The 12,212-nt window shown below is 54.8% G+C and carries 10 protein-coding genes; 5 read left to right on the top strand and 5 right to left on the bottom strand.

Features of this window, described 5'->3' with window-relative positions:
- Position 1 precedes the first annotated feature (1 nt).
- From FVV99_RS09060 to FVV99_RS09045, 4 genes are all read right to left on the bottom strand, one after another.
- Positions 2–2,866, bottom strand: a complete 2,865-nt coding sequence (locus FVV99_RS09060; protein WP_148253767.1) for an O-linked N-acetylglucosamine transferase, SPINDLY family protein — start codon at positions 2,864–2,866, stop codon at positions 2–4.
- 195 nt (positions 2,867–3,061) lie between these two features.
- Positions 3,062–4,153 (bottom strand): FliC/FljB family flagellin, encoded by a 1,092-nt coding sequence (locus FVV99_RS09055; RefSeq protein ID WP_201745061.1) that lies wholly within the window; start codon positions 4,151–4,153, stop codon positions 3,062–3,064.
- 240 nt (positions 4,154–4,393) lie between these two features.
- Complete coding sequence (locus tag FVV99_RS09050; RefSeq protein ID WP_148253765.1) at positions 4,394–6,655, bottom strand: flagellin N-terminal helical domain-containing protein; 2,262 nt, start codon at positions 6,653–6,655, stop codon at positions 4,394–4,396.
- Between the two features lie 201 nt (positions 6,656–6,856).
- Positions 6,857–7,330: a hypothetical protein gene (locus tag FVV99_RS09045; protein ID WP_148253764.1), complete on the bottom strand. Its 474-nt coding sequence runs from the start codon at positions 7,328–7,330 to the stop codon at positions 6,857–6,859.
- Positions 7,331–7,478: 148 nt separating this feature from the next.
- Between FVV99_RS09045 and FVV99_RS09040 the strand changes: the two genes are divergently transcribed.
- The 4 genes from FVV99_RS09040 to FVV99_RS09025 all read left to right on the top strand — a co-directional run bounded on the left by FVV99_RS09040 (position 7,479) and on the right by FVV99_RS09025 (position 10,520).
- A complete protein-coding gene (locus FVV99_RS09040; RefSeq protein WP_148253763.1) occupies positions 7,479–7,781 on the top strand; it encodes a nucleotidyltransferase family protein in 303 nt (100 codons plus the stop codon).
- Positions 7,778–8,302: a hypothetical protein gene (locus FVV99_RS09035; RefSeq protein ID WP_148253762.1), complete on the top strand. Its 525-nt coding sequence runs from the start codon at positions 7,778–7,780 to the stop codon at positions 8,300–8,302. The genes FVV99_RS09040 and FVV99_RS09035 overlap by 4 nt, the downstream gene beginning before the upstream one ends.
- A gap of 10 nt (positions 8,303–8,312) precedes the next feature.
- Positions 8,313–8,561 (top strand): DUF2835 family protein, encoded by a 249-nt coding sequence (locus FVV99_RS09030; RefSeq protein ID WP_148253761.1) that lies wholly within the window; start codon positions 8,313–8,315, stop codon positions 8,559–8,561.
- A gap of 294 nt (positions 8,562–8,855) precedes the next feature.
- Positions 8,856–10,520 (top strand): methyl-accepting chemotaxis protein, encoded by a 1,665-nt coding sequence (locus FVV99_RS09025; RefSeq protein WP_148253760.1) that lies wholly within the window; start codon positions 8,856–8,858, stop codon positions 10,518–10,520.
- Positions 10,521–10,689: 169 nt separating this feature from the next.
- Here the strand turns inward: FVV99_RS09025 and FVV99_RS09020 are convergent, their stop codons facing one another.
- Entirely contained in the window at positions 10,690–11,424 is a 735-nt protein-coding gene (locus FVV99_RS09020; RefSeq protein ID WP_148253759.1) for an efflux RND transporter periplasmic adaptor subunit, read from the bottom strand.
- Positions 11,425–11,767: 343 nt separating this feature from the next.
- Here FVV99_RS09020 and FVV99_RS18530 point away from each other — a divergent pair.
- On the top strand, positions 11,768–12,212 hold a 445-nt coding region (locus tag FVV99_RS18530; protein WP_161598982.1), incomplete at its 3' end, for an IS110 family RNA-guided transposase.

The raw sequence follows: 12,212 nt of genomic DNA, 5'->3' as shown, positions 1-12,212 counted from the left end.
GTTATGTTCTCCCCAATAACTTGTCGATTTCATCAGCTATCGTATCGTCTTCATCATCCGGGTCGTGGCTGCTGACGTCATCTATCTTTGTTTGTTCTCGAAAAACCAACTGTTCTCCAATAAGATACTCATCAGCTTTTTCCTCATCCACGATGGAGATGATTTTATAAGCCATGTCTTTCATGCCATAGGCTGTATGCAGTAGGAAAGCTAATTTCATCTTTTGGTTGTCGTCTATAGATTCCATTCGTCCCTGACTAGGCAGCAACAGCACATCTGCATGCGTCAACTCCGTCGCTTGGTGGCGGATCAAGTCATCTCGCGCAGGGAGATGACTCTTGTGCTGAAGATTGTTAAGACGATAGAAAAGAAAGCTGTTGTTCTGTGCCCATGCTGTCACTTTATCCAGCGTTGTCTGTCCTTCATGTGTCGGCTGAAAGGTAATACGCGCCTGGATCAACAGCGTATCTTTCAAGGCTGTTTTGCCATTCTCGAGTATCGTCCCGGCATCACAACGATCATCCAGAACTAACCAATCTAACGATGGCAGCCCTTCTATCTTGTCAAGCGCAATGGTATTGAGCGGTAACTGTGCCAATACCTTGGCGCCTTGGGCTTGCTCATCCGATAGGTCTTCCGAGGGCAGCGGCGGTAACGTAGCCGTCATCGATGGGTCAAGGCACGTGTAGAGCGTTGCTGGCTGCCCATCCCCCAATGAGGTATTGGGGTAATGGTGTACGCCCTCATGCTGGATCAATGAATGCTGCAAAGCCTCACTACGAGGGTCAAAAGTAATGACCTCGAACGCATTCAGCGACAGCATCTGTTGTGTCGCGGCATGGTTCAGCAATTCGCCACCATTGTCGATGGCGATGACCTTGCCCTCGAACTGGAAGCGAAAGCCGGAATCATCCGAATCCGCAGCATCGTCTAGTACCGGCTCGATATGAACGGGGTCATCCTCATCGTCGAACCAGGCTTGCCCTTCCTTGTTGAAGGTCAATGCCGCCGGTGCTTTATCCTCACAATAGCGCTGCCAGATCGCTCGCATGGCCGTCGTAAAATGCTTGGCGAAACGCGGGCCGTCGCACACCGGCGATTTAGTCAGCACCTCACGCAGATGCTGGCGTATGGTCGATAGGCTATCCAGGTCGCCGGCCAGTTCCAGAACACGCTCCCGGTACTCATCCCAGCTATTCGTCACCAACTCCGGCATGCCGGCATTCACCAGGTGGGTGGCACTATGGCGACCGGCAAAGGTCGGCCCGGGCATGGTAACGACAGGCACACCCATCAAGAAGGCTTCACAAGTCGTCAGTCCACCGGAGTAGGGCCAAGGGTCCAAAGCGATATCCATGCGGTTATAGGCTTCCAACAACTCATAGTTGCTGCCGGGGCCCTCGATAATCAGTCGCTCCCTCGCTATGTCATGGCACTCCATCGTTTGATACAGCCGCTCACAGAACGAGTCGCTCGCATAGGGACGACCTTTAAGAAACAACCGTGAATCAGGCAACTGATGCATGATCTTTGCCCATTCCTTGAAAACGACTTCATTGATTTTAGTTGGATTATTAAAACACCCGAGAGTGATATAACCATTATCTTTGGCCGGTAGGCTAGAAACCGAAGGCACCTTGTCTGGAATATCAAAGCAAATATAATCATCCGGCATACGAATTAATTTTTCAGTATAGAGGCCATCGACTCCCTCAGGAGTCTCAACAGAATCCGATAGCAGATAGTCGATGGCCTTGACACCCGTGGTGTTGATTAGTCCGCCAACCCATTTGACAATCACCGGCGCAGGCTGCAAAGCCATTGTGTACATCCTGTTACCACTATTATGGCCGGACAGATCAACAAGGATATCGATTTTGTCATCCCGTATTTTCTCTGCCAAGGATTCTGCTGTCAGGTGATTTATATTTTCCCAGTGACTGATGGCTGATCGAATGCGCTTTGTCAGCGAATCAACCTTGCCATTCGTACTATAGGCAAAACATTCGAAATCATGGCAGTGAAGGTTTTCCAGTGCCCGAATTATCATCTTGCCCGCCGGGTGACGATTGAACCCATCGGAAACCATACCAAGACGAAGACGGCGGTTCATCTTCTTGTTACATGGCACCGGTCGATCAGGTAGAGAAGCAGGTGCAAAACGCGGTTGCCATTCACGACATACCTCAAAAATGGTCTCCGGCTTAATATCCGGAAGATAATGCAATAACGTCAACCGGTTGGAATAAGGGGACGAAACAGTACCTGCGAGATCAACTGCACGTTGATAATAGGTATTAGCCTCATCTAGTAGACCAAGGTCACGGCGTGCATTGGCCGCATTATTCCAGTGACTAAAGTTTCTTGGATCTTTCTGTATTAGTTTTTCAAAAACTTCCGACGCTTCTTCATAATGATGCAACGCATACAGAATCGTGCCTAAACGATCCAGCATCCGCACATCATCCGGTGCTATTCTTTCGGCGTTTTTTACATATCTCAGCGCATCTTTTTTGTGACCTCGGTCGTAACAACACGAGGATAAAATCAAATATGCCTGAGAAGAATTAGGCTTTAACTTCAAAACTTCTTCTGATATTGTTTCAGCAAACTCTAGCTTCCCTAGCTTTTGATAGCAATACCCTAATTGTTCCAGCAACACATGATCTTCAAGTATTACTTCTCTGGCATATTCAAGTAATTGACGTGCTTTTTCATATTGCTTATCTCGTATGAGAAGACGTCCTAGAGCTCTCCATCCATCGGGAGACTTAGGATTTTTTTCCGTCATCTTACGCGCCTGGCTGATCGTCATACCATACGTTCGATTGACTCTCTGCTTCTTTTTGACGTTACGCTTTGCCATGATTAACCATCACAGAGTGAGTTTGTGTCAGCGTAACCCATGATGGTACGTCACAAGCCTTGAAAACGGCCATCGAACATCGCTATTCCAAGCTTTTGAGATAGGCACACTCTCCAATTCCACCTCTACCCATGCCCTACACAGCAAAAGGGTCGACCGCAGTCGACCCCTTCTGTACTACATTCAGAAATGCTGTTATCCGAGAAGCGACAATGCGTTCTGCGGGATCTGGTTGGCTTGTGCCAGAACCGATGTGCCTGCCTGCTGGAGGATCTGTCCACGCGTCATTTCGGAGACTTCAGTAGCGTAGTCGGCATCCTCGATACGAGAGCGGGCATCGGAGAGGTTGGTTTCGTTTGTTGCGAGATTATTGATCGCGCTATCAAAACGATTCTGAATAGCGCCCAGCTCAGAGCGGAGGCTATCGACCTGACCCAGTGCTGTATCCAAGGTTTCGAGAGGATCTTCAGTCAAATCACCCAACAATGCATCTTCCTCAGAGTTCACCGTTACTTCGACGGCTGTATTGCCATCGTCATAGGTAAAGTCGCTTTCATCTACTGAAATGGCGACGGTATTTCCATCAGTATCTTCACCAGTAACGAACCAAGCACCGTCTTCGTCCTGCTGCAGTTCGGTACCGGTCAATGCCGTACCGCCAGTGTCATCGGTAATCGTGACATCGGCTGCTGAGATATTTTCACCATCTCCATCCTGAAGATCACCATCAGCGTAAGCAGTCAAGCCATCCATATCGACGCCATTGACATTGAAATTTTCGAGGCCCAGTGTCTCAGCGTTAATTTCCTCTAGATTGATGTCGATGGTTTCCCCATCGTTAGCACCAACCTGAATTTCCAGGCTATTTCCTTCAGACAGCACCTTGACACCGTTGAAATCGGTCTCTTCGGAAATACGGTCGATCTCGTTCAGACGCTGGCCGATTTCGTCCTGGATGGACTGAAGGTCTTCCTGAGAGTTGGTGCCGTTCTGCGCCTGTACGGTCAGTTCACGAACGCGCTGCAGGTTGTCGTTGACCTGGTTCAGACCGCCTTCGGTGGTCTGAGCAACGGAAATGCCGTCGTTGGCGTTACGCTGCGCCTGGCCCAGGCCGGTAATCTGGCTGCTCATACGGTTGGCGATCGCCTGACCCGCGGCATCGTCGGCGGCGCTGTTGATACGCAGACCAGAGGACAAACGCTCCATCGCTGTCGTCTGCACGTCTTGCGAGTTGCTGAGGTTCTGCTGCGCGATTTGCGCGGTAATGTTCGTATTGATTACAGACATGATGATGTCCTTCCTCTCGTTTGTGTGGCTCCATTGGCGGGCCGCGATGGTGCAACCATTCCCGGGCCTGCCACAACGGCGCCGTTGGCCGTTATTCCTGTTATCGGAAGGTGTCGAGAAAGCTTTAGGGCGAATTGCAAAAAATTTTGGAACGTGGGAAGACGAGCGGTATGGCGTATAGTAACGGGGAAGGAAGACGAGTGATGAGCGGCGACCTGCCGCTCATGCCATGCCCGGAGACTAACCCAGCAACGACAATACGTTCTGAGGTAGCTGGTTTGCCTGTGCGATCATGCTATTGCCTGCCTGCTGCAGAATGCGCGATTTGGTCAACCTGGCAGATTCCGCGGCATAGTCGGCATCCATGATTCGCGAGCGAGCAGAGGCGAGTTGAGTTTCGACGCTCCGGCTGCTTTCGATGACCGAACCCAGCCGGTTCTCCATACTGCCAAGCTGGTTGCGCTGACTATCGACCATCCCGATTGCCCGGTCGAGCGCCGCCAGCGGGTTGGCCGGTTGTTTCAGGCGGATGTCCTGGGCCGCCTCGGTAATATCGATACGGGTATGTGGCGAGCCGGCACTGATCGAGTCATCGTTGCTGAATCCGTTGGCATCCGTCTGCACATTCAGGTTGTAGGTGGTATCGAGGTTGGACGGATGATAGATGATCACGTCGTTGTTACCGTTGATCGTCTTGATCAGAATGTCATTCCCTTCGGTATCGACCAGACTGGCCACTTTGAAGTTGCCGTAACTGGATTCGCTGTCCGGCAGGTCAAAGTAGTAGTTGCCATCACTGCCCTGCCGCAACACGTCCGGATGGTGCTCACCATTGGCATCGGTATAGTTGATCTCGACATTGCGAGGATCGATCGTCACTGTCGACGTGCCGCTGACGGTACTGACTTCATGCGTGTTGGCATCAAACGTCGTGGTGCCGGTTCCCAGGGCGGAGACGGTGAAGGTATCGCCGGACGAGTCGCGCACGACATCCAATCGAGCCTCATGATAGCGATATACGCCGCCTCCTTCGTCGACTTCGATCATGTACTGGTCGTCCGATTCACGCTGCATCAACCGCACATCGCCGGATGCCAACGGATTCCCTCCCGCATCGCGGAAATCGATCTCGCTATCATCGCTCGGCAAAGTGAGCTGGGGCGTTTGATCGATATCGCTCGTGCCGGCGATACCGCCATCCCGTAACGGTATGTCGTCATCGGCATACACATTGACGGTCGTTGTCCCGTTACCGTGCGTTATCGCACCGGTACGACTTTCGTCCACTCTGTAATAGGCCGGTGTGCTGCCACTTTCGATATACTGGAAGCCATCCGCTTCTACGACCCCCTGACCGGAAGGCGAGAGATGGCTGTTATCGCTGTGATAATAGCTGACACTGACATCGGGGTCCGTGACGTCTGCCCCGGCCAACGTATTGACGGGCGAAACGCCCCCCGCAATCATTGGCTGGTCATCGATGGCCTGGGCGGTCAGGCTGCCACTACCGGCTTCGAAACGTAACTCGGCTTCCAGGTAGCGGGTTTCACCGTCGCCGGCGGTATCGGCAATCAAGTAGCGCCCATCATCGCTTTGCACCAGCTCACCACTGATGGTATTGCCATTGTTGTCCAGAAGCTGGGTACTCGTCGTGCCGGTCGATGCCGGTATCTCATCCACCGTGCCGTAGAGTCGGCTCGCGTTGACATTCACCTGGCTTTGATCCGTTGCGGTATCGTGCGACGCACTGACATCCGCATCGTAAAATACCGGCTTACCTCCCTCCTCACCGCTGACGTAGTAGCCGTAAGAGCCATCGCCGCTGCCTTGATTCATGTTCATCAGGCGCTCATTGCTTACGCCAGCCGCCAGGCCACTCACATTCAGCTCGGTATGCGGCGCATCGACATGAATGTCCAGGGCGCGTCCAGGTAAGGTGTTCCTGGGGGTCACCTCGCCTTCGATACCGGCAACCGTGAAGTCTTCCAGCCCTAGCGTTGCCACGCTGAAACCGGGGGACGATAAATCGACTCCCAACTGCTCGCCATCATGGGTTCCCACCTGCAGGTCGATGCCTCCGGCCTGACCGTTCAATAGCGGGATACCGTTGTAATTCGCCGACTCGACCAGGCGATCGATTTCCTTGAGGTTGGCATTGATCTCAGCCTGGATAGCGTCGCTGTCGTCCCAATTCAGAGTGCCATTCAGACCCTGCACGGTTAGCTCACGAACGCGCTGAAGATGGTCGTTGATCTGGCTCAACGCGCCTTGCGCAGTCTGAACCAGTGATACCCCATCATTGGCATTGCGTTGAACCTGGGCGTGTCCATTGACCTGACTGGTCATGCGGTTGCCGATACCCAGCCCTGCCGCATCGTCTTTGGCGCCGTTGACCCGCAACCCTGAAGCCAGCCGCTCCATGGCCGTTTTTCCCTCGGATAACGACTGTTGACGATGCTGCTGGCTCGTCATTGCCGCCAAATTGGTCTGAATCGCACCCACGCCATCCCCTTGTGTTCAGTCACACCCAGAACTCGCTATCGGCAATAGCGAAGTAAACTTGATGTCAGGCACAGGCAATGACGGATAATGCACAAAAGAGGGAAGAGTGAGAGGCGACGCTGCGTGCCCGGCGAGAGATAGAGATCACGCACTTCCTGGAACAGCCCACTTCCATTACGGTAGGCCGCTCATATCAACCATTCATGCTGCCGTGTTCAACGTTCCACCTGGCGGTGCCGTGACGCCGCTACCGGCGAGCGCATTGTAGAGTGCAATGGCACTATCGTTGCTGGCAGGCGGCGTATCGGTCGCCGATGCGGGCGGCGAGCCTGCCGCTTCGACAACGCTGGCGGGCCGTTCGTAAGGAAGCGCGTCGTACCGCGTGGCGTCGCCCTGCCAGCCTTGCGCATCAGCTTGCATCAGTTGAGCAGTCAGCCGATCATCCAGCGAGGGCGGTTCGGGTTGGCTCGTTTCCGGCTGCCGATCGAGCGGTTCCGAAGCGTCCTCCCCGTCGCTTTGTTGTACGGCTTGAATCCAGGCCAGGTCATTGGCACGGGCACCGGCATTCTCACCACTACGGCTGGCGTTGGTATGCTCTGTCGCCTGTACGTTGCGAACCGGCGTCGCCGTCGGCGATTGGTAGGGTTGAAAGCTGGCTACCGAGGTGATTTGCATGGGGTGCCCTCCCCTGACTCCCTGTTCGGTGTCAGGTCAGTATTGAAGATGGGTGGCATGACTTCAAGCACGAAACGCACGGCGGGAGTTGGCCGACGACAGTGGTGGTGGGTAAACTGTAAGCCAGCAGTCGTATCAGGTGTTCGCCATGCGTATCTCACAGAAACAGGCCGCGACGATACAGTCGATCTGCCAAACGTGGTTGGGAGACGATCTCGACCTGCGTGTCTATGGCTCTCGTCTTGATGATAGCCGTCGGGGTGGCGACATCGATTTGCTCGTTATCACGCCATACCCTGTCTCCCGCTTGAGGCGTGCTCAACTGACCATGGCACTGGAGGACGCTCTGGGCATCGCTGTCGATGTGTTATGTTACCAAGCTGGCACGACACCCTCGCCGTTTGCCTCCATCGCACTGAACCAAGCACTCCCACTGAGAAACGTGGCATGACTGACGATATCCTCACAGCTCAGAAACGACACTTGGCCCGATTGCTGGAAGCCATACAGCGTTGCGCTTATTTCCTCTACCAATCGGAGCAACGTATCCAGTGGCCATTGGCAGGTGAAACGCTCACTACGAGGAAAAAGGATGTCGATCTTTTCGAAACGCTGGCCGCCATCAATGAGCGTTTTGCGAAATTGCAGGACTCTCTGGCTACCGCCATGCGTCACTGCGCTTATCTTGCGGGGGAACCAAGTGACAACTTCCTGAAGGTTCTTGGCTTCTTTGAAAAAGAAGCAGTGATCACCTCTCGCGAGGATTGGCAGCGTTGTCGTGCTGCGAGAAACCTTGCAGCCCATGACTACGACACCGATTACCTGGAAACTGCCGAACACTTCAATACGCTGCACCAGCTTTCCGGCATCTTATATGCGACTTCCGAACGGTTCCTTGCTTTCTGTGAAACGCAGCTAGGCGTTTTGCCTATTAGCGATGATTTCTCTCAGGAATTCCAGTCCATTACCTAGGTCGTGCTGCATGCCCACTATCGACCTCTTCCTCGAACTCAGTAAGGAAACCTGCCTGGCGCACTACGAAGGCCGGGTGGAGAACGTCTTCGCCTATAGTCTGGATGGGCGACGGGTGGTGTTCCCGGCATCGGCATTGCGGCGGATCGTGACGGAAGATGGTGTTCAGGGGGTGTTTCGGTTGCGCTACTCCTCGGAGGGGCGGTTCGAGTCCATCCAGCGAATCGAACAGACATCGTGCTCCACCCATCGCGACTGAAGTCGCCCATAACGCCGATCCCCACATAATCAATGAGTTAGGAACGATTTCAGTCGCGATGACGCCGCCAGGCACTCAACTGTGCCACCTTGGCAGGGCTAACGCTCCGCTTCGCGGTCGAGGTTGAAACCACGCCTACGATGCCGCCCCTATTTGAACATCAATGCGTCGCAATCCCACTTAAAAGTCACTAACTTATTGATTAGAAAAGACTTATCTACTAAAGCTTTGCCTCTCTCGGCCGATCTCCCTTTTACAAGCCAATGACAATTCTACGTATATTAGGGGGTAGTGATGCTGGGAAAGCTCAATCAGATAAAGGTCAAATACGCCATTGCGTTCATCGCTGTGGCACTGTCGCTATTGGCGATCGTGGCCGTGGATGAACGGCTGGTCAATGCGGTCAAGGAGCGCATGACGGCGTTCAGCAGTGAGTTCAATGTCGCGATCTCCGATGTCTTGAACGCTGACCGGGATCTGTATCAGGGCCAGATGGCGTTGCTGGAATTCCTCGATGAGGATCCGGACAGCGAGGCCGGACAACAACTCATCGCCACCTATGAAGAGAATGCCCAGCAAGCCTATGACCGAATGCATGCCTTCGAGGAACGCATGGCGGCGTATCCGGAGGTGGTGTCGGAACTCGATGAGTTCGAAGGCCGTTTCGAAGCGTGGGAGAGCGTGTCCGGCGAGATCGCCGCATTGCATCGTGATGGCGAGGCGACTGAAGCGAGAACCCTGTTCCAGGAAGAGGGAATGACCCGCTTCAATGCGTTGCGCGAGATCTACGACCTGGGCGGTCAAGCAGCGAACGCCAAGGTCGCCGAACTGGAAACGGCCATGGTCCAGCGCATCAGCACACAACAGACGACGGTCATCGTGATCTCGGCATTGATTTTCCTGGCGGCAACGGCCATCGCGCTGATTGGTCCTTACCGGATGTCGAAAGCGATTCGCGAAATCAGCGGGCGTATCCAGGAGATAACCGAAGGCGATGGTGACCTGACCGCCCGTATCCACAGCCGTCGCAACGATGAGATCGGCGAGCTGGCCACCCAATTCAACGGCTTTATCGCTCGTATCGATACGACGCTGCAAGCCGTCAGTGCGAGTACCTATAGCGTCAACTCCGCCGCGGACGAAATCGCCAAGAGCAGCCAGGATCTGGCGTCGCGTACCGAGCAGACAGCCTCGAATCTGCAGGAAACGTCCTCGTCGATGGAAGAAATCACGTCGACAGTGCGACACACCGCCGATACGGCAACTCAGGCCGATGAACTGGCACGCCATAGTGTCGAGGTGACACGCAATGGCCAATCCGCCATGCAGGACGTCGAAACGACCATGACCGATATCAGTGATTCGGCGACACGAATCAACGAAATCATCGGTATGATCGACTCGATCGCGTTCCAGACCAATATCCTGGCGCTGAACGCGTCCGTAGAGGCCGCCCGTGCCGGAGAGCATGGCAGAGGCTTCGCCGTCGTGGCCGAAGAAGTTCGTACACTGGCCGGGCGTTCGAGCGATGCGTCGCGTGAAATCCGCCAACTCGTGGAAACGTCCGTCGCCAACACCGAGTCCGGTGCCGAAAAGGTACGCAAAGCTGGCCAGACCATGGAAGATATCACTGAAAGCATCAATCGAGTCACGGAAATGATTGGCGAGATCAGCGCCGGCTCTCAGGAACAGAGTAGTGGCATCAATCAGGTCAACACAGCGGTTACCGAGCTCGATACCATGACTCAACAGAACGCGGCCATGGTCGAACAAAGCAGTGCCGCAGCCGACGAAATGAGCCATCAAGCGGAACGACTGACCGCCCTGATCAGCTCTTTCCGTCTGAGCGACAACAGCACGTCCGAATCACGGGAGCATCATGCGCTGTCCCACCAGCGGCGTGCAGAACCTAAGCAGCCACAGTCCGATGAAGAGCAGAAGTGGTTGGAATTCAGTTAAACGCATCGCCCATCGCGGTATGGAGTCGCGATGGGCGCCATCAGGCGTCTGGTACGACCCGTCCAGCAGGGCTTACGCCCTGCATCGCGGTTGAAACCGCTCCTACAACATCGAACCCCAGCATAATCAATGAGGTAGGCGCGACTTGAACCAGTGGCGTCGGCTTTCTTCAGTCAGCGATTCGGCAATTGATGCCAGCCGGGTATCGGCCATCAGGGTTGTCGAGTCGCAGGCGGATGCCGAAGGTGCCGCTGGATGGATCGATGACGCTGTCGATACGTTCGATAGCCGCGGTAACGGTCTCGTCGACGGGTGCTTGTAGGCGAATATCGAGGGTGTCGCCGGTGGCGTACTGGCCGAAGGCTTCCAATGGCATGACGAGGTCGATGCGCAGCGGGTCGAGCTGGACGATCTCGAGAATGGGAGTGTTGTCGATGAATTCGCCTTCTTCGCTTTCCAGGCTGGCGATGACGCCATCGAAGGGGGCTTCACCGGTCTGTTCGCCGAGACGCGCTTCAGCCAGGTTGGCTTGCAGACGGGCAACGACGACATCGGTATCGATCTCGTCGCGTTCGCTTTCGCTAAGCATGCCTTTTTCGATCAGACGTTGGTTGCGTTGCAAGGTGCGCTGGGCGTAACGCTGGCGGGCGCGTTCGAGTTCGAGGCTGGCTTGTTCCACCTCACGCTGGAGGGTAAATAGTGTCTCGCCCTCGTCTACTCTATCGCCGCTATCGACACGAATGTCGTCAAGCATGCCGGGCACCTGGCTGGACATGGTCGCACTCCGACCGGGATCGACCAGGCAACTGACGGCTTCGATACCGTTGTTTTGCTGAGCGATGGCAAGCGCAGGCATGCCAAGGCATGTCAGTGTAGTGAGCATGAGAAATGAGCGATGAAACATTGGTGACAACCTTGACTAACGGTGAATGGACTACCGGCCTACGGCCGGATCGCGACTGAAGTCGCTCCTACAACCCCATATCGAGGCTGGTACTCCTACGGTGCATATGGTGGCCAACCCACGTAGGCGCGGTTTCAACCGCGCTACAGGGCGTACGCCCTGCTCTGTGACACTGCCGGGTGCCTGCCGGCACCTATCGCGACTGAAGTCGCTCCTACAAGAACCCATGCAGTGGGGTTGTAGGAAATGGGATGGACCCGTCCCTCCATGTGCCAAGATGAAGATTAACGCCATCTGCGTGTGCATGGGGCACCACACGGCATCTCGAAGAGAGGGTCCATCCATGAATAACATTAGCATCGTCGGCATTGATCTCGCCAAGCATGTTTTCCATCTTCACGGGGTCGATCACAAGGGGCGGGAAGTGTTCAGCAAGAAGGTCTCTCGATTGGCGTTACGTACGACGCTGGCTCAACTGCCTCGCTGCGTCGTCGCCATGGAGGCTTGTGGCGGTGCTCATTACTGGGCCAGGGAGGTCCGAGCGCTGGGACACGAGGTACAGTTGATTCCTCCTCAGTACGTGAAGCCCTTCGTGCTGGGGCACAAGAACGATGCTCGGGATGCCCGAGGCATCGCTGAGGCGGCGGCTCGCGAGGCCACGCCTCGGGTCGCCCCCAAGACGCAGCCACAGCAGGCACTGCAAGCCATGCATCGCGTGCGTTCCCGAGCGATCGCCAACCGCACGGCACTGGGCAACGAGCTACATGGCTTGCTCGCTGAAATGGGAA

It is taken from the genome of Aidingimonas lacisalsi (assembly GCF_008079445.1).
GTDB classification, from domain to species: Bacteria; Pseudomonadota; Gammaproteobacteria; order Pseudomonadales; family Halomonadaceae; genus Aidingimonas; species Aidingimonas lacisalsi.
This window is presented reverse-complemented; position numbering and strand designations above follow the sequence as displayed.